This window comes from Mumia sp. ZJ1417 (genome assembly GCF_014127285.1).
GTDB lineage: Bacteria > Actinomycetota > Actinomycetes > Propionibacteriales > Nocardioidaceae > Mumia.
This window is the reverse complement of the sequence record NZ_CP059901.1, coordinates 4049955-4072374: the sequence shown is the minus strand read 5'-3', so window position 1 is coordinate 4072374 and position 22420 is coordinate 4049955. Positions and strand designations below refer to the sequence as shown.

The following is a 22420-nucleotide window of genomic DNA, read 5'->3' as shown; positions in this document are numbered from 1 at the left end:
AGGCCGGGACCACCACCCGCACGACACACACCAGATCTCGGAGGAACGATGCGACGCGTCTGCTTCCAGCTGCAGGTCCGGCCCGACCGGATCGACGAGTACAAGCGCCGGCACGCTGCAGTGTGGCCCGAGATGCTCGAGGCCCTGCACGCCGCCGGCTGGCACAACTACTCGCTGTTCCTCCGGCCCGACGGGTTGTTGATCGGCTACCTCGAGACCGAGTCGCTCGAGGATGCTCAAGCACGGATGGCCGCCACCGACGTGAACCGTCGCTGGCAGTCCGAGATGGCCGAGCTCTTCGAGGACCTCGACGGAGCCCCAGACGAAGGCTTCCTCGAGCTGGAGGAGATCTTCCACCTCGAGGACCAGCTGGCCGCCCCGCGCGAGGCGGCCGCCCCGACCGCGTACGAGACCCGTACGCATGGAGAGAGCAACTGACATGACGAACTTCGCTGACATCTCGTCGCGGCTCGCGGAGCAGGAGATCGAGGTCCCGTCGTGGGCCTACGGCAACTCCGGCACCCGCTTCAAGGTCTTCGGCACGCCCGGCACGCCTCGTACGCCCGAGGAGAAGGTCGCTGACGCGGCGACCGTCCACCGCTTCACCGGACTCGCGCCTCGAGTCGCGCTGCACATCCCGTGGGACGAGGTCGACGACTACGCCGCGCTGCGCCGGTTCGCCGAGGACCAGGGCATCGCTCTCGGCACGATCAACAGCAACACCTTCCAGGACGACGACTACAAGCTCGGCGCCCTGACGCACACCGATGCCAAGATCCGCCAGAAGGCGATCGACCACCACTTCGCGTGCATCGACGTGATGAACGCGACCGGCTCGCGCGACCTCAAGATCTGGCTCGCCGAGGGCAGCAACTACCCCGGCCAGGCCGACATGCGTGGACGCCAGGACCGTCTCGCCGAGTCGCTCGCGGCGATCTATGCGCGGATGTCCGACGAGCAGCGCCTCGTGCTCGAGTACAAGTTCTTCGAGCCGTCCTTCTACCACACGGACGTGCCGGACTGGGGTACGGCGTACACGCAGGTTGCGGCGCTTGGTGACAACGCCGTCGTCTGCCTCGACACCGGCCACCACGCGCCGGGCACGAACATCGAGTTCATCGTCGCGCAGCTGCTGCGGCTGGGGAAGCTCGGTTCGTTCGACTTCAACTCGCGCTTCTATGCCGACGACGACCTGATCGTCGGTGCGGCCGACCCGTACCAGCTGTTCCGCATCCTCTTCGAGGTCATCCGCGGCGGCGGTTACGGCAACGACGGCGACACCGCCTTCATGCTCGACCAGTGTCACAACATCGAGAAGAAGATCCCGGGCCAGATCCGCTCGGTGCTCAACGTCCAGGAGATGACGGCGCGTGCGCTGCTCGTGGACACTGCGGCGCTGACCGTGGCCCAGGAGGACGGCGACGTCCTGCTCGCGAACGAGATCTTCATGGACGCCTTCTACACCGACGTGCGCGCCGACCTCGCCGCATGGCGTGAGACGCAGGGCCTGCCGGCGAACCCGATGCAGGCCTACCTCGCCAGCGGCTACCAGGACCAGATCGAGGCCGAGCGGGTCGGCGGGACCCAGGCCGGATGGAGCTGATGACCATGTCCACGACTGAACCTTCTACGACTGGCACCGCGAAGGCGCTGATCGAGCGCTCGAACCGCCTCGGCGCCGATCCGCGGAACACCAACTACGCCGGCGGCAACACCTCGGCCAAGGGCACCGAGACCGACCCGGTCACGGGCGAGGCCGTCGAGCTGCTGTGGGTGAAGGGCTCCGGGGGCGACCTCGGCACCCTCAAGGAGTCCGGTCTCGCCGTCCTGCGCCTCGATCGCATGCGCGCGCTCGTCGGCGTCTATCCGGGCGTCGACCGCGAGGACGAGATGGTCGCGGCGTTCGACTACTGCCTGCACGGCAAGGGCGGTGCCGCCCCGTCGATCGACACCGCGATGCACGGACTCGTCGACGCCGCGCACGTCGACCACCTCCACCCCGACTCCGGCATCGCGATCGCGACCGCCGTCGACGGCGAGGCGCTCACGGACACGATCTTCGGCGACAAGGTCGTCTGGGTCCCGTGGCGTCGTCCCGGATTCCAGCTCGGCCTCGACATCGCCGAGATCAAGGCCAAGAACCCGCAGGCCATCGGATGCATCCTCGGCGGCCACGGCATCACCGCCTGGGGCGACACCTCCGAGGAGGCCGAGCAGAACTCGCTGTGGATCATCCGCACCGCGGCCTCGTACATCGAGGAGCACAGCAAGGCCGAGCCCTTCGGACCCGCCCTCGACGGGTACGCCGCGCTGCCCGAGGCCGAGCGTCGTACGAAGGCCGCCGCGCTGGCACCGACGATCCGCGGGATCGCCTCGCAGGACCGGCCGATGGTCGGCCACTTCACGGACTCCGACGTCGTGCTCGACTTCCTCGCGCACGCCGAGCACCCGCGGCTCGCCGAGCTCGGCACGTCGTGCCCGGACCACTTCCTCCGTACGAAGGTCAAGCCGCTCGTGCTCGACCTCCCCGCGGACGCGTCGGTCGAGGACTCGATCGCGCGTCTGACGGAGCTCGCGGTGTCCTACCGCGAGGACTACCAGGCCTACTACGACCGCAACGCGGTCTCGGACAGCCCCGCCATCCGTGGCGCCGACCCGCTGATCGTGCTCGTGCCCGGCGTCGGCATGTTCAGCTTCGGCAAGGACAAGCAGACCGCGCGCGTCGCCGGCGAGTTCTACATCAACGCGATCAACGTGATGCGCGGGGCCGAGGGCCTCTCGACGTACGCGCCGATCGACGAGTCGGAGAAGTTCCGCATCGAGTACTGGGCGCTGGAGGAGGCCAAGCTCCAGCGCATGCCGAAGCCGAAGCCGCTGGCCACCCGCGTCGCGCTCGTCACCGGCGCCGCCTCCGGCATCGGGCGCGCCACGGCGGAGAAGCTGGCCGCCGAGGGCGCCTGCGTCGTCATCGCCGACCTGTCACTGGAGAAGGCGCAGGCGGCAGCAGCTGAGATCGGCAGCACTGACGTCGCGGTCGGCGTCCAGGTCGACGTGTCCGATGCCGCTGCTGTCCAGGCGGCCGTCGACGCGGCGGTACTCGCCTTCGGCGGTGTCGACCTCGTCGTCAACAACGCCGGCCTCTCGCTCTCGCGCTCGCTGCTCGAGACCACCGAGAAGGACTGGGACCTCCAGCACGACGTCATGGCGAAGGGCTCGTTCCTCGTCTCGCAGGCCACCGCCAAGGTGATGATCGCGCAGCAGATGGGCGGCGACATCGTCTACATCTCCTCGAAGAACGCGATCTTCGCCGGCCCGAACAACGTCGCGTACGGCGCGGCCAAGGCGGACCAGGCCCACCAGGTGCGGCTGCTGGCCGCCGAGCTCGGCGAGCACGGCATCAAGGTCAACGGCGTGAACCCCGACGGCGTCGTCCAGGGCTCCGGCATCTTCGCCAGCGGCTGGGGCGCCAACCGTGCCGCGGTCTACGGCGTGGAGGAGAAGGATCTCGGCAAGTTCTACGCGCAGCGCACGATCCTCAAGCGCGAGGTGCTGCCGTCGAACATCGCCAACGCGGTCTTCGTCCTCTGCAGCGCGGAGCTGAGCCACACGACCGGGCTGCACATCCCCGTCGACGCAGGCGTCGCTGCCGCGTTCCTGCGCTGAGGCGGGCATGACTGAACCTCTCCGTGTCGCAGCGGTCGACCTCGGTGCCACCAGCGGACGTGTGGTGGTCGCCGAGGTCGGCCTCGGCGGTGTGCGGCTCGAGGTCGTGCACCGCTTCGTCAACACCCCCGTACGGCTGCCCGACGGCCTCCACTGGGACGTGGTCGGCCTGTTCCGGGAGATCGTCACCGGCCTGCGCTCCGCGGTGCGGACGACGCCCGAGCTCGTCGGCCTCGCGGTCGACAGCTGGGCGGTCGACTATGCGCTGATGCGCGACGGCCGGATGGTGTCGACGCCGTTCCACTACCGCGACGCGCGCAACCTCGCCGCGGTGGAGCAGGTCCATGCCGCGGTCGACCCGGCGGCGCTGTACGCCCGCAACGGGCTCCAGCACCTGCCGTTCAACACCGTCTTCCAGCTGGCCGCCGACGGCGACCACCTGGAGCGCGCAGACACGCTTCTGCTCGTACCCGACCTGATCGGCCACTGGCTGAACGGGCACGTCGGCGCGGAAGTCACCAACGCGTCGACGACCGGTCTGCTCGACGTCTCCACCGGCGGATGGGACACGGACCTGGCGGCGATGCTCGGCTTCTCGTCGGGGATCCTGCCGCCGCTCACGCCGCCCGGCACCACGCTCGGCGGGCTGCTGCCGCACGTGCGCGAGGAGCTCGGTGGCCACGACCTGACGGTCACGACGGTGGGCTCGCACGACACCGCGTCCGCCGTCGCCGGCACCGTGCTCGGACCCGACGACGCGTACGTCTCCTGCGGCACGTGGGGGCTCGCCGGTCTGGAGCTCGAGCGCCCGGTGCTCACCGAGGACGCACGGCTGGCTGGGTTCACCAACGAGGGCGGCGTCGACGGGCGGATCCGTTTTCTCCACAACGTGATGGGCCTGTGGCTGCTCAGCGAGTCCGTCCGTACGTGGGAGCGCGAGGACGGGCGGTCCCTCGACTTCGCGGGCCTTCTCGCTGCCGCGGGCGATGCCGAGGCGCCGATGCTCTTCGACGTCGACGACCCGCGCTTCCTCGCGCCAGGGGACGTGCCTGCGCGCGTCCGGGCGTACGCCGCCGAGCACGGGCTGCCTGCGCCGGAGGGTCGCGCCGAGATGGCGCGCACGATCCTCGAGAGCCTCGCCGAGGCGTTCGCGACGACGATCCACCGTGCCGCCGACCTGGCCGGGCGTCGCGTGCGACGGATCCAGATCGTGGGGGGCGGAGCGCTCAACACGCTGCTCTGCCAGCTCACCGCCGACCGCTCCGGCCTGGAGGTCCTCGCCGGTCCCGTCGAGGCCACGGCCTTGGGCAACGCGCTCGTCCAGGCCCGTACCCTCGGCGGCGTCGAGGGAGACCTCGACGCGCTTCGCGCGCTCGTCGGCGCGAGGCTCGACCAGCAGCACTACCTGCCTCGCCCGCTCCACCGCACCACTCTTCGAAAGGTCTTCTGATGGAACGCCGCGCCCCCCGCCCTCGCGACCTCCGGCCGCTGCTGAAGTTCAAGAAGCCGACGCTGTCCCCGAAGGAGCGTCGCCTCGCTGCCGCGCTGACCATCGAGGACCTGCGGGCGATCGCGAAGCGTCGTACCCCGAAGGCCGCTTTCGACTACACCGATGGCGCCGCCGAAGAGGAGCTGTCGCTCGCCCGTGCCCGCCAGGCGTTCCGCGACGTGACCTTCCACCCGCGGATCCTGCGCGACGTCTCGACGGTCGACACCTCGCGCACCGTCCTCGGGTCCACGTCGGCGCTGCCGTTCGGGATCGCGCCGACCGGGTTCACGCGGATGATGCAGTCCGAGGGCGAGTACGCGGGCGCGTCCGCCGCCGGCGCGGCAGGCATCCCGTTCGCGCTGTCGACGATGGGTACCGCCTCGATCGAGGACGTCCGCGACGCCAACCCGCACGGGCGCAACTGGTTCCAGCTGTACATGTGGAAGGACCGCGATCGGTCGATGGCGCTGGTCGACCGCGCGGCCGCCGCCGGGTACGAGGCACTCGTCGTCACCGTCGACGTCCCCGTCGCAGGCGCACGGCTGCGCGACACCCGCAACGGGATGACGATCCCGCCGACCCTCACGCCTCGTACGGTCGTCAACGCGATCCCGCGGCCGGCGTGGTGGATCAACTTCCTCACCACCGAGCCGCTCGCGTTCGCCTCGCTCGACCGCTGGTCGGGCACGGTCGCCGAGCTCCTTGACACGATGTTCGACCCGACGGTCACGTTCGACGACCTCGCCTGGATCAAGCAGCAGTGGAAGGGCAAGCTCGTCGTCAAGGGCGTGCAGAGCATCGAGGACGCCTCGCGGCTCGCCGAGCTCGGCGTCGACGCGATCGTGCTGTCCAACCACGGCGGCCGCCAGCTCGACCGTGCGCCGGTGCCGTTCCACCTGCTGCCCGAGGTGGCCCGCGAGGTCGGCGGTGCGACCGAGATCCACCTCGACACCGGCATCATGTCCGGCGCCGACATCGTCGCGGCCGTGGCGCAGGGCGCGAACTTCACAATGATCGGCCGCGCCTACCTGTACGGACTCATGGCTGGCGGGCGCGAGGGCGTCGACAAGACCATCGAGATCCTCTCCACCCAGATCGAGCGGACCATGCGCCTGCTCGGCGTCCGTACCCTCGACGAGCTCCAACCCGAGCACGTCACCCAGCTCGAGCGGTTGGTCCCGAGGAGGTAGCAGGCGATGAGGGGGACGGGGGGAACGATGACACGCGGCGGTCACCAGCGGCGTACCGCACCACCGGGGCCGCTTGACCACGACGACCTCACGCTGCTTGCGCTGGTCGCCCAGGGGCTGACTGTGGAGGCAGTCGGGCGGCGGATGCTCCTGTCGGAGCGGACGGTGCGCCGGCGGCTCCGTACGGTGTGCTCGGCGCTGGACGTCTCGACCCCGATCGAGGCCGTCGTCTGGGCCGTCCGCCGCGACCTCATCTGACCGCCCCGGGTCCCTTTCTGGCCGCCCCGGGTCACTCTCGGCCGCCACCGCGTCCGCCGGTGGTCGTACGGCGCCGACCCGGGACGGGACGGGAGTGACCCGCGAGGCGCAGAGAGTGACCCGGGGGAGAACGGGGGAGGGTCCCCGGGCCGGGTGGCTCGGGGACCCTCCGTACGAACGGCGTCACGACACGGGCAGCGACCACACGTCCGCGATCGACGGGTCGTAGTCGGCCCCCGTGTCCTGGAACCGGACGCGCACCACGCCGTCGGCCGTGAGGTCCGGACGGTCGACGAGGACCTGGTACGTCTGCGTGCCCGCACCGTCCTCCGTACGTCGCGCGTCGTGCGCGTGCACGACCTCCCCGTCGACGACGATGTCGTACGTCTTGCGACGCGCGCCGTCGTACGTCTCGATCGCCCGCAGCACGAACGCCTTCCCCGCAGGGACGGCGAGGTCCATCTCGAACCAGCCGCCCGGGTACGAGGAGTGCGCGTAGCGCCGGGTCAGCCCCGCCTCGACGTTCGTGCCGGAGTGCTGCGACGCCGTCAGGCGGTGCGCCTGCTCCGACGAGGCGAGCCCGACGTCCACGTGGTCGACCGCGCCCTGCGGCGGCGTCGCGAGCGTGACCCCCAGCGACGCCGTCGCCTTCTCCGCCTCGGTCGCTCCAGTCGACACCGTCAACGCGAACGGTCCAGCGGTCACCGTCGTCGGCACCGCCACCGCTACAGGGACCTCGGCCGTCGCGCCTGCGGGCACGGAGTACGCCGTCGGCGCGGGCGACGTGACACCCGGACCCGACACCGTCAGCTCACCCGAGGCCGCCCGCGCGCTGTGGTTGCGCACGACCGCGGTCACCGTGACCTCGTCCCCGGCCGTCGCCGTCCCCGGCGTGACCGACGCGGAGTCGAGCGTGAGCGTCGGCGACACGACGACGTCCGCCGCGACCGGGAGCGTGGCCGTGCCCCAGCTCTGCCGGTAGGAGACCGTACCCGCCAGAGCCTCGGTGCCGACCGGAGTGCCGGCCGGGACCTTCACGTCGTACAGGTGCGTCAACGTCTTGCCGGCACCGACCGATCCCGGTCGTCCACCGACCGCCTTCACGGACCAGCCCGACGTCGACGTCAGCGTGCTCGCGACGTTCGGCAGCGTCTTCGGGCCGGTGTTCTCCAGCGTCACCGCCACCCGGACGGTGTCACCGGCGAGGTGCACCGTCCCCTCCGGCGCCGCCTTGGCGACCGCGCCGACGATCACGCCGGAGGCAGCCGACAGGTGCGCGTCGATCCGACCCAGCGTGGCTTTCAGCGCAGCGGCGGTCGGCTTGTCGACGAGTCGCAGCACGCGCTGCAGGTCGACCCACAGCTCGAGTGCGGACACGGTCGCCAGCGCCTGGTGCGTCCGAGCGGCAGCGCCGTCGCGGTCACCGGCAGCTCGGGCTGCCCGCGCCTGCTCGACCTGTCGGTCCAGCGTGGCGACCTCGCCCTGCAGGTGCCGCTTGAGAAGCGCCGTGAGCTTGCCCTTCGTCGCCAGCGCGTCGACCTGCCCGGCCAGCACGTCGACGTCGACCGCGGCCTCGCCGAGCTCACCGAGCGCACGGTCGATCCCGAACGCGTAGTCGCCCGACCCGACCTCGTACACGGCGTGGCCGTCCTCGAACCGGACGAACCTCACCCCTTCGGCGGACTCCGCAGCCGCGCCGCCCTCGGTCACCGCCCAGCGGCTCTCCGTCGGCACCCGGACCTCCGCCGTCGCGTTCTCCGGCACCGACACCTCCAGGTCGAGCCCGCCGGCCACCTTCTTCCACGCGCTGCGGACCTTGCCGTAGCGGGTCTGGACCGAGAACGCCGCGTGGTCGATCCCGTCGCCGGGCTCTGGCGCCACGAGCACCTTGCGATAGCCCGGCTCGAGCGCGGACACGCCCGCCATCGTGCGGTACATCCACTCGCCGACCGCGCCGTACGCGTAGTGGTTGAACGAGTTCATGCCGACGTCGTTGAACGTGCCGTCGGGGTTGATCGAGTTCCAGCGCTCCCAGATCGTGGTCGCGCCCTTGCCGATCTCGTACCCCCAGGATGGGTAGTCCTCGTTCTGCAGCAGCTGGTACGCGATGTCCGTACGCCCGGCCTTGGTGAGCGCCGGCAGCAGCCCGTCGACGCCGAGGAACCCGGTCGACAGGTGGTAGTCGCGCCGCTCCAGCGTCTCGACGAACTGGTCGACCACCGCGTCGCGCCGGTCGGCCGGCTCGAGGTCGTTCATCAGCGTGAGGATGTACGAGGTCTGGCTGTCGCCCTTGACCGTCCCGTCGGCGTTGATGAACGCGTCCTGGTACGCGGCGCGGATCGCCTCGTACCGGTCCTGCAGCTCGGCCGCGTCGGCGTCCTTGCCGATCGCCTCGGCCATCTGCGCGAGCTCGCGGGTGCTCTTGGCGACGAACGCGGTGTCCAGCACGTCGGCCGGCGTCGGGTCGTCGAGGTTCAGCCAGTCGAGGTAGCCGCCGGCCGAGCGGATGTGGTTCGTCGAGTCCGCCGCGAGGAAGTCGACGTACTTGCGCATCATCGTCCAGTTCTCACGGACGACGTCGAGGTCGCCGTACGCCTGCCAGAGCGTCCACGGCACGTGCACGCCCGCGTCCATCCAGCCGGCCGACTCGTACCCGCCGTCGAAGCGGCCGGGCACGATCGGTGCGACGCCCGGCAGCGAGCCGTTCGCGCGCTGCGTGTCGCGCAGGTCCTGCAGCCACTTGTCGAGGAACGTCTGCGCGTCCATGTCGTACACGGCCGTACGGGCGAACACGTTGATGTCGCCGGTCCAGCCCATCCGCTCGTCGCGCGCCGGGGTGTCGGTCGGGATCGAGAGGAAGTTGCCGCGCATGCCCCACACGACGTTGCGGTGGAGCTGGTCGACGAGGTCGGACGACGTGTCGAGCGAGGACGTGAGCTCACCGTCCGTGCCGACGACGACGCCCACGAGGTCCTCGGCGTCCGGCGCCTCGTCGACGCCGCTGATCTCGACGTAGCGGAACCCGTGGAACGTGAACGCCGGCTCGTACGTCTCAGGCCCGTCCGAGCCGAGCGTGTAGTAGTCGGTGGCCTTCGCGCTGCGCAGGTTGGCGGTGTAGAGCGTGCCGTCAGGGTTGAGGACCTCGCCGTGCCGGATCGTGACCGTGTCGCCCTTCGCGCCGTCGAGCGTGACGCGGACGTGGCCGACCATGTTCTGCCCCAGGTCGTACAGGTGGACCCCCTCGGTCGGCGAGTCGAGGCGCTTGGCGTCGGTGAGCTCCTGCGTGACGCGGACCGGTGTGGTGGTCTGCGGCTCGAGCGTGTCCTTCGGCTCGTTGCGCGTCACGACGTCCGACCAGCCGTCGGCCTCGTACGACGCCTCGTCCCAGTCGCCGATCGCGTCGGCGCGACGGCGGTCGTACGACTCGCCGTCGAGGAAGTCGGCCTCGCGGACCGGCCCGTCGGTGGTGCTCCACGTGCCGTCGGTGCCGACCGTCGTGGACGTGCCGTCGGTGTAGTCGACGCGCAGCTGCGCGATCAGCGAGGTGTCGGTGCCGTACGTGTTCGCCCCGAACATCGCGATCTTGCCGGTGTACCAGCCGCTCGCGATCTCGGCGCCGAAGGCGTTGTCGCCGCGGCGCACGAGGTCGGTGACGTCGTAGGTCTGGGAGTCGATGCGCTTGTCGTACGCCGTCCAGCCGGGCGCGAGCTCGTCGTCGCCGACGCGCTCCCCGTTGAGGCGCAGGCGGTAGACGCCACGCGCTGACGAGTAGACGCGGGCGCGTTCGACGTCCTTGTCGGCGAGCGCGAACTCCTTGCGCAGCAGCGGCACCGGGTCGTCGCGGCGCAGCCACGCCTCGGGCCCGGCGGCGTCGACGGTGAGCGCTCCGCCTGCGACGGTGCCCGCGGCGAACGAACGGTCGCCGGCGGGGAAGGTGGTGTCGACGAGCGCGGTGCCGTCCTTCGCGGTCACGACGACGTCGTGGACGCGGCCGGTCTCCGGCCCGCTGGTACGGAAGCCGACCGAGCCGGGTCCGGCGAACGTCGCGTCGGTCCGCTCGTCGAGGAGCGTGCCATCGACCGACGTACGGATCGTCGTGCCGTCGACCTCGATGCGGTAGCGGTGCTCAGCAGCGAAGTCGAAGCCCGCGGGGAGCGCCGTCGCGGGCAGCACGCGGTAGGCGCCGTCCTTCACGTGCGGACGCAGGGACTTGTCGGCCTGGCTGAGCTGCCACATGTACGCGTGCTCGGTGTCGCGTCCACAGAAGTAGACGCCGAGTGCGCCGGTGATCTTCGAGGCCGTGAACTCGATCGCGTAGTCGGTCCACTCGGGTCCGAGCTCCTCGCTCGGGGCGCCGATCCACGACGCGGTCCACTCGTCGGCGTCGAGCACGCCCGTCTCGAAGGTCGCGGGCTCGCTCCACGCAGAGGCGGCACCGTCGTCGTCCCAGACGCGGACCGACCACACGTACCGGGTCTGCGACGCGAGCGTCGGGCCCCCGTACGCGACCTCGACCGACTCGCGCGAGCTGGTCTTGCCGCTGTCCCAGACGTCCGGGTCGGAGAGGCGGGACCGGCTGCTCGCGACGCGGACCTGGTAGGCGGACTGGGTGACGGCGCGGCGCGCTGCGTCGAGCTGCCAGCCCAGACGCGGGGCTGCACCGTCGATGCCGAGCGGATTCTCGGTGCTGTTGACCTGCAGCGCGTCGACCGTCGGCGGCGCGGCGGAGGCGGTGGCGGGTGAGGCGCCGTAAGCAGAGGCACCGGATGCGGTGGCGGTGGGGGCCTGGAGGCCGACCACCATCGCCGCGGCGGCGAGGAGGACGAGGGGGCGGGGACGAACGGCCACGATGGCTTCCTTCGTTGCGGAACGTTGGAACGTTTCAACTAGACGGTAGGGTGACCTGCATCACATGGCTACGCCTGTGTCCGCTTTCGGTCACGGGCGCCAGCTGCTCAGGGCGGCGCGTTCAAGACCGTTGTCGAGAGAACTGTCGGATGCGTACGGTTTCCTGAGGCGTGCAGCGAGATCCGCTGCTGCCACGTGCCGAGGGGGCACCATGACGGCCGTTGCGACGACTGAGCTTGATCTCGAAGGACATCGACGCGAGCTCACCGGATACTGCTACCGCATGCTCGGCTCAGCGTTCGATGCTGAAGACGCCGTGCAGGAGACGATGGTCCGCGCGTGGCGGAGCCTCGACAAGTTCGAGGGGCGGTCTTCCCTGCGTTCGTGGCTCTACCGCATCGCCACCAACGTCTGCATGGACTCGCTCGGCTCCGGTCAGCGCCGCGCTCGCCCGATGGACCTGTCCGCGACCGCGTGGCAGCCGGTCGTCGACTCCCTCGCAGCCCAGCGCGTAAACGAGGCGTGGATGGAGCCGATGGCCGACGAGCGGATCCTCCCCGACTCGGCGGACCCTGCGGAGATCGCCGCCGGCAGGGAGTCCATCCGGCTCGCGTTCGTGGCGGCCCTGCAATATCTCCCGCCGCGCCAACGTGCCGTGCTCGTGCTTCGCGAGGTGCTCCGCTGGAAGGCCGCCGAGGTCTCCGAGCTCCTCGACACCACCGTCGCCTCGGTCAACAGTGCCCTCCAGCGGGCCCGTGCGACCCTCGCCGACGCGCAGGGCGAATCGGGTGAGGGCTTCGACCCGCTCGACGAGGATCAGCAGGAGCTCCTCGACAAGTACGTCGACGCCTTCGAGGCGTACGACATCGACACCCTCGTCACGCTACTGCGCGAGGACGCGACCCAGAGCATGCCGCCGTACGAGATGTGGCTCCAGGGCCGTGACGACATCCGGACCTGGATGCTCGGGCCCGGGGCGGAGTGCCGGGGGTCGCGGGTGGTCCGCCTCACCCTCAACGGCTCCCCGGGGTTGGCGCAGTGGCGAGCCGCGCCCGAGGGGGGCTACGTTCCGTGGGCGTTGTACGCCCTCGACGTCCGAGACGGCATGGTCACCAACATCTCGACGTTCCTCGACACCCGGCTGTTCACGCTGCTCGGCCTCCCGGAGACGCCGCCCGAGTGAGCAGATGTCACGTTCTCGTGGCCTGCGTGTCTTTCTCGCAGAGACGACACCGCACGGAAGGAGCGCGTCATGAGAGTCGCCGTCGCCGGAGGCACCGGCATGCTGGGTGCACAGGTCTGCGAGGCCCTGGCCTCGCGGGGACACGAGGCGCGGGCGCTGAGCCGCTCGAGCGCCGACTTCCCCGTCGACCTGAGCACGGGTGAGGGGCTGCGAGAGGCGCTCGCGGGCTGCGACGCAGTCGTCGACGCGAGCAACGGGCAGGGCAAGGCCGCTCAGGCGGTCCTCGTCGACGGGTCGCGCCGGCTGCTGGATGCAGAGGCTGCTGCCGGCGTCGGACACCACATCGCGATCTCGATCGTCGGGTGCGACCTCGTGCCGTCGTTCGGCTACTACCGCGCCAAGGTCGCCCAAGAAGGCGTCGTACGCTCCGGGTCCGTGCCGTGGACGGTGGTCCGGGCGACGCAGTTCCACGGGTTCCTCGACAGGGTCTTCGGCGCCGCTGCAAAGGTCGGGCTGCGTCCGTCGTCGTCGATGCCGCTGCAGCCCGTCGACGTGGACGATCTCGCCGACGTGGTCGCCGGGGTCGCCGAGGGCACGGGCGAGGGGCGCACGCTCGAGGTCGTCGGTCCCGAGGTCGTGTCGCTGCGCGACCTCGGGCGGGCGTGGCGCCGCGCTTCCGGACGCGGCCGCGTGCCGCTCCGCATCCCGTTCTGGGGCAAGACCGGGCGGGCGCTTCACGACGGTGCGCTGACGTCGGTCGACCCGTACGCCCGGGGCAAGGTCGGCTTCGAGTCATGGCTCGAGCGTCGGTACGCATGACCCTCGACGACCTCGCCGCCGACTTCGAGACGCATCGCGCCCACCTCGAGCGCGTGGCGTACGCGGTGACGGGTTCGCGCGCGGCCGCGGAGGACTGCGTCCAGGAGGCGTGGCTGCGACTGCAGTGCGCGGACTCCGAGGCCATCGACGACCTTCGGGCGTGGGCGACGACCGTGGTCGCGCACCTGGCGCTCGACCACCTGGGGAGCGCGCGGGTCCGCCGTGAGCAGTACGTCGGGACGTGGCTGCCGGAGCCGGTGGTCGAGCCCCTTCCGCCGTTCGTCGCGCCGCCACCGGCCGACCCGGCCGACCGCGTCACGCTCGACGAGTCGCTGAGCATCGCGCTGCTCGTCGTCCTCGAGCGACTGTCTCCGGCCCAGCGGGTTGCCTACCTGCTGCACGACGTGTTCGGGATGTCCTTCGACGACGTGGCCGACGTGGTCGGACGCTCACCCGCCGCCGTCCGGCAGCTCGCCGCACGGGCTCGCAAGGACGTCCGCGAGCGGGCTCCGAGGGCAACCCCGTCGGTCCACGAGCAGCGCAAGGTCGTCACGGCGTTCGTCGCGGCGTGTGCGGGCGGCGATCTCGCGGCGCTCGTCAGCCTGCTTGACCCGGACGTCGTGATGCGCTCCGACGGCGGCGGCAAGGTTCCGGCCGTGCGTGACATCCAGCACGGAGCGGAACAGGTAGCCCGCATCCTGTTCGGGTTCCTCCGACGTCCACCCCTCGAGGTGCGCCCCGTCCTCGTCAACGGGTCCTACGGCATCGTCATGTGTGACGCGACGGGTGCGTGGTCGGTGACGTCGTTCGTGGTGGTCGACGGCCGGGTGGCAGCCGTCGACATCGTCCGCAATCCCGACAAGCTCAGCGACGTGCACTGAGCCTGCGGCGGCTGGGCCCCGCCGCGCTCGCCCCCACCGGACGTCATACGAATCGGGGGTTCTGACCCACGATCCGTATGACGTCCCGGCTAGTGCGGCAGGAGGGACATCGCGCGTCGGCGCCAACCGCACTGCTCGCTGCCGCGCCGTACCGTCGTCGGGGGCGTCCACCGCGAGGGCAGCTCGGTCGCCATCGAGCGGCGGGTCCGCCGGACGTGCTGCGCGTGGGCCCGCACCAGCTCGGGATGGTCAGCGTAGGCGTCGAGCACGCGCGCAGTGCCCGGGAGCGCCGTCGCGGTCTGGGTCCACAGGGCGTCGACGGCCTCCTGGTCGCCGTACGCCCCGTTCTCCATCAGCGTGTCGAGTCGCGCGTCGAAGGTCCGCACCCACTGGGCGTGCGCCTCGAGCAGCAGCGTCTCGAGCGAGCCGAAGGTCTGCGTCCTCGCGCGGCGCACGGCGTCCTGCAGCGTGGCCGGGTCCTTCTCGACGGACGAGGTCAGGGTGCGGAGAGCGCGTTGGCGCTGGGTGGTCCGCTCCCAGGCGGAGCGGGTGGTCGTGGAGCTCGTCATCTGGGTCTCCTCCCATGAAGATCAAGGTCGACCGACGCAGTGCTTGTGACGTTCTCGGCGTCGGTCACATACACAGTGTATGTCTTATCCTGGGAGTATGTCACGTCCCCGCAGCAGGCGCGAGCAGTACTCCGATGAGACGCGTGAGGCGTTGCTCACGACGGCCGCGGGCCTGTTCGCCGAGCGAGGATTCGCCAAGACCGCCCTGTCCGAGGTGGCATCGGCGGCGCAGGTGACCCGAGGCGCGGTCTACCACCACTTCAAGGACAAGCAGGACCTCTATCGCGCCGTCCTCGAGCGCACCGAGACCGACGGCATGGCGGCGATCCGCGAGGCCTACCTCGTGCACGAGGACCCGGTTGCAGGCGCGCTGGCGGCGATGAACGCCTACCTCGACCACGCGGTCGACTCCGACTACGCCGAGATCGTGCTTCGGCAGGGGCCGATCGCGCTCGGTTGGGAGGAGTGGAAGGCGTGCGAGGAGCAGTACGCCGCGGGCCTGATCGAGCAGATCATCACGGCCCTCGTCTCGGCGGGGAGACTTCCGCCGCTGCCGATCGCGACGACGGCGGCGATCACGTTCACCATGCTCGGAGGCTGCGGCATGGCGCTCGCCGCCGCGGCGCCTGAGGACCGTCCACGCGTGAAGGACGAGTGCTCCGAGGTGCTCGCACGACTGGTCGCTGGACTGCTGGTCTGACCTGCGGCGTCCGAGGGGCTGCTCAGCGGGGGGCGCGGCGGCGCATCCGCGTGATCGCGACGCCGAGGAGGCAGAGCACTCCGCCAGTGAACCCGAGTGCGGTCGGGACCTCCGACAGGAACAGCCAGGACAGCAGGATCGCGGTCGCAGGGGCGGCGTACGTCGTCGCGCTGGCGGGCCCTGCGCCGACGCGTCGCAGCGCGTATGCCCACGTCGTGAACGCCAGCGCCGTCGGGAACAGCCCGAGATAGGCCACGCCGAGGATCGCGCCCGTCGAGGCGTCGCGCGCCTCGGCCACGAGCTGGCCGACGAACGGCAGGCACACCACCACGCCGATGACGCAGCCGAGCCAGGTGACCAGCAGCGGGCTGACGCTGCCCATCACCGGCTTCTGCAGCAGCACGCCCGCGGCGTACAGGACGGCGGCCAGCACGCAGAGCACGACGCCGACGAGCTCGTTGCCAGAGCCGTCGCCGCCTAGGGCGATCAGGGCGACGCCGGAGAACGCGACCGCGAGCCCGAGCACGAGGGTGCGGGGGAAGCCCTCGCCGAGGAACAGGCCGGCGATCACGGCGATGATGATGGGCCCGAGCTGGACGAGCATCGCTGCCGTGCCGGCGTCGATGTGGCGCTCGCCGGCGTTGAGCGCGATGTTGTAGGCGCCGAACCACAGGACGCCGTAGCCGAGGATCAGCCACGCCGTGCGTCCGCGGGGCATCGCCTCGCGGCGGGTCGCGGAGAGCTGTCGCGGGACGAACAGGACCGAGAGGGCGAGAGCGGCGACGAGCAGCCGGCCGAGCGAGAGTGCTCCGGGTGAGAAGGTCTCGCCGATCGCGCGGATCCCGACGAACGCCGAGGCCCACAGCACCACGGTCACGACGAGTGCGGCGAAGGAGAGGTCGCGTGCGGCGTGCGAGGTCGTGCTGGTGTCGGTGTCGTCCGTAGAGGTGGTCACGAGCCGACGTTACGGAGCGGGACCGACAGTGCGCCACGCGTTAACCGCCAGGTGCAGGGACAGATCGCGCCAACGTCCAGATCGCGGCACGCGCGCCCGTACGGACTCGCCGCCGCGCCTGCTCTGCGAGGCTTGACGCGTGAACGATCCGATCCCCACCGGAGTCCCGACGAGGCCGGGCCCCAAGCCCCACGTCGTCGTGCCGTACCCCCGGCTGTCGGCAGGCCTTCGACGCTATCTCTCGACCGAGTCCGGCGGAGCGATGCTGCTGCTCGCGCTGTCCGCGGCCGCGCTGGTCTGGGCCAACGTCGCGGGCCACTCGTACGAGGAGTTCTGGTCGACGCCGGCCAGCATTGCGATCGGCGACGGGAGCATCGACCTCTCGCTGCACCACTGGATCAACGACGGCGCGATGGCGATCTTCTTCCTCGTCGTCGGCCTCGAGGTCAACCGCGAGTTGACTGTCGGCGAGCTGCGGAGCTTCCGCGCGGCGTCGGTGCCGCTGTTCGGCGCGGTCGGCGGCCTGGCGATCCCGATCCTGCTCTTCATCCTCGTCAACCCCTCCGGTGCGGACTTCGACGGCTGGGGCGTCCCGATGTCGACCGACACCGCATTCGTCGTTGGCGTCCTGGCGCTGGTCGGCCCCCGGTGCCCGGACCAGCTGCGCGTGTTCTTGCTGACGCTCGCGATCTTCGACGACATCGGCGCGATCGCGCTGCTCGGCATCTTCTACTCCGACGACGTCTCGTTCACGGCGCTCGCGATCAGCGCGGCGCTCGTCGCTCTGCTCGTCGCGATGCGGTGGGTGGGCATCTGGCAGGTCGCCCCGTACCTTTTCGTCGGGGTCGCGCTGTGGCTGGCCGTCCTTGAGTCAGGACTGCACCCGACCCTCGCCGGCGTCGCGGTCGGCCTGAGCGTCCCCGTCCGCCACAGCTCGCGTACGGAGGAGGTGCGGCTGCGGCTGATGTTCTATGGGCGGGCGCTGATCGAGGACCGGGACGCGACGCGCTCGCGGCTGGCCGTCAGTGCCGTACGCTCCGCCGTGCCGACCGCCGACCGCCTCCAGGACGCGCTGCACCCGCTCAGCTCGTACCTCGTCGTCCCCGCGTTCGGACTCGCCAATGCCGGCATCGTTCTCAGCGGTGACGCGCTCAGTGATGCGCTCGGCAGTCCCGTCACGCTCGGCGTGGTGCTCGGCCTGTTCGTCGGCAAGGCGCTCGGCGTCGTGGCAGGTGCGGCGATCGCGCTGCAGACCGGACTCGGCACGCTGCCCGGGCGGGTCCGGTACGGCCACCTGATCGGGGGCGCGTTCCTGTGCGGCATCGGGTTCACGATCGCGCTGTTCGTCAGCGAGCTCGCGTTTGCCGACGAGGCGCTGCGCAACGAGGCGAAGATCGGCATCCTCGTCGGCTCGCTCGCGTCGGGACTGGTCGGCGCCGTGATCCTCAGGTTCTTCGGCGAGCGCATGTCGTTGTGCTCGCCGGATGAGGAGGACGGCCCGCCGCCGCTACCGGACGGACCGTGGCGATCCCCGGCGTGACAGGCCGAGCGCCTTGCGCAGGTCGGGCACGGTGACCCCGTCGAGGTACGGCTCGCCGTCGAGGAACAGCGTCGGCGTGCCGTGCACCCCGAGCGCGATCCCGTCGGCGTAGTCGCGACGGACCGCGTCGGCGTACACCTGTGCGGCGTCGCCGACCAGCGTGCTGGTGTCGAGGTCGAGCTGCTCGCCGTACGCGAGGATCGAGGCGTCGTCGAGCCGGTCCTGGTGCTTGAACAGCAGTCCGGCCATCGGCCAGAACGCGCCCTGCTGCCCGGCGGCCTCGGCGGCGAGCGCGGCGGTCAACGCGAACGGGTGCACCGTGTAGAGCGGGAAGTGCCGCCACACCAGGCGCACCTCGCCGTCGGAGCCTGAGATGAGGTCGTGCAGGACGGGCTTCGCGGCGCCGCAGTACGGGCACTCGAAGTCACCGAACTCGACGATGGTGTGCGGGGCCTCCGGGTTGCCGTACGACCAGCGCTCGACGAACTCCTCGGTCTCTCGCCCGTCGACTTCGGGCACGTACGGCGCCGTGGTCGGCGCATCGTGCGGCTCGTGGGCGTCGTGAGGCTGCTCCGGTGCCATACCGTCCATGGTGGCACGGCTTCGGCGGGCCCGGCGGCGTCCTCCGGCGTAACCTGGCGGGACCGCTGCGCCGACGGGAGGGCGATCTGATGACCGAGGGGATCGACGTGGACGTGACGCCGAGCGGGCCGGGATGCGTCGAGTGCGAAACCGCTGACCCGCGGGGCTGGTGGTTCCACCTTCGCCGCTGCGCGCAATGCGGGCACGTCGGGTGCTGCGACTCCTCACCAGCCCGTCATGCGACCGCCCACTGGAAGGCGACCGGCCACCGCTACGTGCAGTCGTTCGAGCCGGGGGAGGACTGGTTCTACGACTACCAGGACGAGACCCTCGCAACGGGCCCGGACCTCGCACCCCCGACCTCGCACCCCGCGGACCAGCCGTCACCAGGGCCGGCCGGGCGCGTGCCGCCCGACTGGATGGCGCACGTCCCGCGTTGAGGGGGAGTGTCTGCGCCTTTCCCTACGGTCGGAGCCATGACTGACGAGACTCCCGCCGACCGCTACGCCCGCCTGCGTGAGCGGTTCGGCGCGACCCTGCGGGGCGTGCCCGACGACGCGTGGGACAACCCGACGCCGTGCGAGGACTGGTCGGTCCGGGCGCTGGTGCAGCACGTCGTCGACACCCAGGGTCTGTTCGAGTCGTTGGTCGGACGCACGATCCCCCCGGCGCCGAGCGACGGCCTCCGCGCCGCGTACGACCACGCCACCGGCACCGTCCTCGCCGACCTGCGCGACCCGGAGGTGGCAGGCACCCCGTACGAGAGTCCGATCTTCGGGGCGACGACATTCGAGGCGATGGTCGACGGGTTCCTGAGCTTCGACTTCGTCGTCCACGGGTAGGACCTCGCCCGCGCCCTCGGCGTCGACGACACGATCCCCGACGCCGACATCGCGTGGGTCCGCCGCCGCACCGACACGCTCGGCGACCTCATGCGCACCAGCGGCCAGATCGGCACCGAGGTCGAGGTCGGCCCCGACGCGTCGCCGACCGAGCAGCTCGTGGCCTTCCTCGGGCGACATCCGTAGCCCCGGCGTCGCCGCGCGCTAGCGTGATCCCATGGCCGAGATCCTGCGCTACACCGCGTTCTCCGACGACCCCGCCGGCGGCAACCCTGCGGGGGTCGTGCTCGACGCCACCGGCATGAGCGCTGACGAGATGCGCGCGACGGCTGCGGATGTCGGCTACTCCGAGACGGCCTTCCTGGTCCCGCGCGACGGCGACGGTCGGACGTACGACGTGCGCTACTTCGCTCCGGCGTCCGAGGTCGCGTTCTGCGGGCACGCCACCGTGGCCACCGCGGTCGCGCTCGCCGATCGGATCGGTCCCGGGCCGCTGGCGTTCCACACGCCGGCGGGCGAGATCGCGGTCGACACCGTCGCGCGCGGCGGCCGGCTCTGGGCCACGCTGACCAGCGTGGAGCCGCAGGTCGAGCCGGCCGACGCCGATCTCGTCGACGACGTGCTCGACGCGCTGGGCTGGTCCCGCGACGACCTCGACCCGCGCTATCCGCTCTCGCGCGCGAACGCCGGTGTCTGGCACCTCGTGCTCGTGACCCGTACCCGCGAGCGGCTCGCCCGGCTGTCGTACGACCTGCCGCGGCTGGCGGCGCTCATGCGCGAGGCGGACCTGACGACGCTCCAGCTCGTCTGGCCCGACCACTTCGGCACGTTCCAGTCGCGCAACCCGTTCCCGGTCGGCGGCGTCTTCGAGGATCCCGCGACCGGGGCCGCGGCCGCCGCGTTCGGCGCCTACCTCGCCCACCACGGGCTCGTCGCCTCCGACGCCGCATTCTCGATCGAGCAGGGCGTCGACATGGGGCGTCCGAGCCTGATCCACGTGAACCTGAGCCCCGATACGTCGCGTGTACGGGTCAGCGGCAAGGCGGTCGTGCTCTGAGCACGTCGGGCGCCGAAGGCCCATGCGTCAACGGCCGGATCTCGTTCTGGATGGACAGCCTCGGGCGCACCGCACCCACACGTCCTCCGCTCACGCACGACCACCGTGTCGACGTGGCGATCGTCGGCGGCGGGCTGACCGGACTGTGGACGGCGTACTACCTCGCCAAGGCCGATCCGAGCCTGCGGATCGCGGTCCTCGAGAAGGCGCTGTGCGGCTACGGCGCGTCCGGGCGCAACGGCGGGTGGCTGACCGCGGCGATGGCCGGCTCGCCGGAGCGGTACGCGCGTACGCACGGCCGCGACGCCGTGGTCGCGCTCGCCGAGGAGATGAAGGGGTCCGTCGACGAGGTGATCGCGGTCGCTGCCGCCGAGGGTGTCGACGCCGACATCGTGAAGGGTGGCGAGCTCACCGTCGCGTGCAGTCCGGCGCAGGACGAGCGGCTGCGCGCCGAGCACGAGCACGCCCTCACGTGGGGCGACCACGACCACCAGCTCCTTGACGCCTCCGCGCTCGCCGGGCGCGTCCGGATCGCCGAGGCAGTCAGCGCGCTGTGGACCCCGCACTGCGCCCGCCTCCACCCGGCGAAGCTCGTGACGGGTCTTGCCGAGGTCGTCGAGTGGCTCGGGGTCGAGATCTACGAGGACACGGAGGTCGTGGCGATCGAGCCGCGTCGCGCCGTGCTGCGGGCCGGGCGGGTGGACGCGACCTACGTCGTCCGCGCGACGGAGGGGTTCACCCCACGCCTGCCCGGGCTGCGCCGCACCTGGCTCCCGATGAACTCCGCGATGGTCGTCACCGAGCCGCTCGCCGACGCGGTGTGGGAAGCGATCGGGTGGGACGGCTACGAGACGGTCGGCGACATGGCGCACGCCTACATGTACGCCCAGCGCACCGCCGACGGACGGATCGCGATCGGCGGCCGCGGAGTCCCGTACCGCTACGGCTCGCGCACCGACCATGACGGCGCCACCCAGCAGGCCACGATCGACAGCCTGCGCGCGATCCTCGCGCAGCGGTTCCCGCAGGCGGCCGGCGCGAGGCTCGACCATGCGTGGGCGGGCGTGCTCGGCGTCCCCCGAGACTGGTGCGCGGCTGTGACGCTCGACCGTACGACAGGGTTGGCCGCGGCCGGCGGCTACACCGGCCACGGGGTGACGACCACCAACCTCGCGGGGCGGACGCTGCGCGACCTCGTCCTCGGGGAGCCGACCGCGCTCACCGCCCTCCCGTGGGTCGGCCACCGCACGCGTCGGTGGGAGCCCGAGCCGTTGCGGTGGCTGGGGGTCCAAGCGATGTACGCCGCCTACCGCGCCGCGGACCGTCGCGAGGACAGGCGCGGCGGCCCGACCTCGTGGATCGCCCGGGCCGCCGACGTCGTCAGCGGCCGCTGAGCCCGCAGCGTCGTCTCGGCGAGGTCGGCCGCGGTCCGCTGCCGTACCGCCAGGTCGTGCCGTCCCAGCGCCAGGCCCGCTGCGGCGCACGCCCACACCCCGGCCACGAGGCCGGGTGCGAGAAGGGCGATGTCGTCACGCAGCAGCAGCGGGTCCACGGCCACTCCCTCGCTGAGGGCGCGAGCGGCCCACTGCCAGACCACGCAGAGGAGCGAGGCGAGCAGACCGATGAACGCCCAGGCGGGGTACGGGGTCGCCAACGCCTGACGGTGACCGTCTCGGAGCGCGACGGCGCCGGCCGTCGCGTACCACAGCGCCGTGGTCGCGACCGCGGAACCGATCGTCGCGTCGGGGGTGTCACCGGCCAACGTTCCGACGGCTCGTCCGAGGATGACCCATACGGCGACGAGGGCGGCGACCCTCCACGCGACGTCCCCCAGGCGTCGCATG

At 71.3% G+C, this 22420-nt stretch carries 20 protein-coding genes; 15 read left to right on the top strand and 5 right to left on the bottom strand.

The window, feature by feature from the left end; genetic code table 11:
- Positions 1-48 precede the first annotated feature (48 nt).
- Genes H4N58_RS19680 through H4N58_RS19655 form a run of 6 tightly spaced genes read left to right on the top strand, consistent with a single transcriptional unit; the run spans position 49 to position 6600 of the window.
- Positions 49-438: an L-rhamnose mutarotase gene (locus H4N58_RS19680; RefSeq protein ID WP_167249719.1), complete on the top strand. Its 390-nt coding sequence runs from the start codon at positions 49-51 to the stop codon at positions 436-438.
- Between the two features lies 1 nt (position 439).
- On the top strand, positions 440-1603 hold the full coding sequence (rhaI, locus tag H4N58_RS19675; RefSeq protein ID WP_167249721.1) for an L-rhamnose isomerase: 1164 nt from the start codon (positions 440-442) through the stop codon (positions 1601-1603).
- A 5-nt stretch (positions 1604-1608) separates the two neighbouring features.
- Complete coding sequence (locus H4N58_RS19670) at positions 1609-3663, top strand: bifunctional aldolase/short-chain dehydrogenase (protein WP_167249723.1); 2055 nt, start codon at positions 1609-1611, stop codon at positions 3661-3663.
- 7 nt (positions 3664-3670) lie between these two features.
- Positions 3671-5113 (top strand): rhamnulokinase family protein, encoded by a 1443-nt coding sequence (locus H4N58_RS19665; RefSeq protein WP_167249725.1) that lies wholly within the window; start codon positions 3671-3673, stop codon positions 5111-5113.
- Positions 5113-6342, top strand: a complete 1230-nt coding sequence (locus tag H4N58_RS19660) for an alpha-hydroxy acid oxidase (RefSeq protein ID WP_167000547.1) — start codon at positions 5113-5115, stop codon at positions 6340-6342. The genes H4N58_RS19665 and H4N58_RS19660 overlap by 1 nt, the downstream gene beginning before the upstream one ends.
- Before the next feature lie 27 nt (positions 6343-6369).
- Positions 6370-6600: a LuxR C-terminal-related transcriptional regulator gene (locus H4N58_RS19655; RefSeq protein WP_167000545.1), complete on the top strand. Its 231-nt coding sequence runs from the start codon at positions 6370-6372 to the stop codon at positions 6598-6600.
- A gap of 183 nt (positions 6601-6783) precedes the next feature.
- Here the strand turns inward: H4N58_RS19655 and H4N58_RS19650 are convergent, their stop codons facing one another.
- Positions 6784-11448 carry a family 78 glycoside hydrolase catalytic domain gene (locus H4N58_RS19650; RefSeq protein WP_243845056.1) on the bottom strand — a complete coding sequence of 1555 codons (4665 nt, stop codon included), beginning with the start codon at positions 11446-11448 and terminating at the stop codon, positions 6784-6786.
- Between the two features lie 64 nt (positions 11449-11512).
- Here H4N58_RS19650 and H4N58_RS19645 point away from each other — a divergent pair, with 64 nt between their 5' ends.
- From H4N58_RS19645 to sigJ, 3 genes are all read left to right on the top strand, one after another.
- Positions 11513-12631, top strand: a complete 1119-nt coding sequence (locus tag H4N58_RS19645; protein ID WP_167000543.1) for a sigma-70 family RNA polymerase sigma factor — start codon at positions 11513-11515, stop codon at positions 12629-12631.
- Positions 12632-12700: 69 nt separating this feature from the next.
- Entirely contained in the window at positions 12701-13450 is a 750-nt protein-coding gene (locus H4N58_RS19640; RefSeq protein ID WP_167249727.1) for an SDR family oxidoreductase, read from the top strand.
- The gene (gene sigJ, locus H4N58_RS19635) at positions 13447-14331 is read left to right on the top strand and encodes an RNA polymerase sigma factor SigJ (RefSeq protein WP_167249729.1); all 885 of its coding nucleotides are present in this window, start codon (positions 13447-13449) and stop codon (positions 14329-14331) included. Before H4N58_RS19640 ends, sigJ begins: the two co-directional genes overlap by 4 nt.
- 89 nt (positions 14332-14420) lie before the next feature.
- Here the strand turns inward: sigJ and H4N58_RS19630 are convergent, their stop codons facing one another.
- Positions 14421-14900: a hypothetical protein gene (locus tag H4N58_RS19630; RefSeq protein ID WP_167249731.1), complete on the bottom strand. Its 480-nt coding sequence runs from the start codon at positions 14898-14900 to the stop codon at positions 14421-14423.
- Positions 14901-14997: 97 nt separating this feature from the next.
- Between H4N58_RS19630 and H4N58_RS19625 the strand changes: the two genes are divergently transcribed.
- Positions 14998-15600, top strand: coding sequence for a TetR/AcrR family transcriptional regulator (locus H4N58_RS19625; RefSeq protein ID WP_167000535.1), 603 nt, complete (start codon positions 14998-15000; stop codon positions 15598-15600).
- Between the two features lie 22 nt (positions 15601-15622).
- Here H4N58_RS19625 and H4N58_RS19620 read toward each other — a convergent pair whose 3' ends face one another.
- Positions 15623-16555: a DMT family transporter gene (locus H4N58_RS19620; RefSeq protein ID WP_167000533.1), complete on the bottom strand. Its 933-nt coding sequence runs from the start codon at positions 16553-16555 to the stop codon at positions 15623-15625.
- A 139-nt stretch (positions 16556-16694) separates the two neighbouring features.
- Between H4N58_RS19620 and nhaA the strand changes: the two genes are divergently transcribed.
- Positions 16695-18095: a Na+/H+ antiporter NhaA gene (gene nhaA / locus H4N58_RS19615; RefSeq protein ID WP_208322204.1), complete on the top strand. Its 1401-nt coding sequence runs from the start codon at positions 16695-16697 to the stop codon at positions 18093-18095.
- Here nhaA and H4N58_RS19610 read toward each other — a convergent pair.
- On the bottom strand, positions 18063-18677 hold the full coding sequence (locus tag H4N58_RS19610) for a thioredoxin domain-containing protein (RefSeq protein WP_167000531.1): 615 nt from the start codon (positions 18675-18677) through the stop codon (positions 18063-18065). The two genes, nhaA and H4N58_RS19610, sit on opposite strands and share 33 nt — an antisense overlap.
- Positions 18678-18766: 89 nt before the next feature.
- Between H4N58_RS19610 and H4N58_RS19605 the strand changes: the two genes are divergently transcribed.
- The 4 genes from H4N58_RS19605 (at position 18767) to H4N58_RS19590 (ending at position 21970) form a co-directional block, all read left to right on the top strand.
- Positions 18767-19117, top strand: a complete 351-nt coding sequence (locus H4N58_RS19605) for a UBP-type zinc finger domain-containing protein (protein ID WP_167000529.1) — start codon at positions 18767-18769, stop codon at positions 19115-19117.
- Between the two features lie 36 nt (positions 19118-19153).
- Complete coding sequence (locus H4N58_RS19600; RefSeq protein ID WP_167249733.1) at positions 19154-19519, top strand: maleylpyruvate isomerase N-terminal domain-containing protein; 366 nt, start codon at positions 19154-19156, stop codon at positions 19517-19519.
- Between the two features lie 217 nt (positions 19520-19736).
- A complete protein-coding gene (locus H4N58_RS19595) occupies positions 19737-20576 on the top strand; it encodes a PhzF family phenazine biosynthesis protein (protein ID WP_167249735.1) in 840 nt (279 codons plus the stop codon).
- Between the two features lie 113 nt (positions 20577-20689).
- The gene (locus H4N58_RS19590) at positions 20690-21970 is read left to right on the top strand and encodes an FAD-binding oxidoreductase (RefSeq protein ID WP_243845057.1); all 1281 of its coding nucleotides are present in this window, start codon (positions 20690-20692) and stop codon (positions 21968-21970) included.
- Here H4N58_RS19590 and H4N58_RS19585 read toward each other — a convergent pair.
- On the bottom strand, positions 21883-22419 hold the full coding sequence (locus H4N58_RS19585; RefSeq protein ID WP_167249739.1) for a hypothetical protein: 537 nt from the start codon (positions 22417-22419) through the stop codon (positions 21883-21885). The genes H4N58_RS19590 and H4N58_RS19585 overlap by 88 nt on opposite strands.
- Position 22420: the final 1 nt, after the last annotated feature.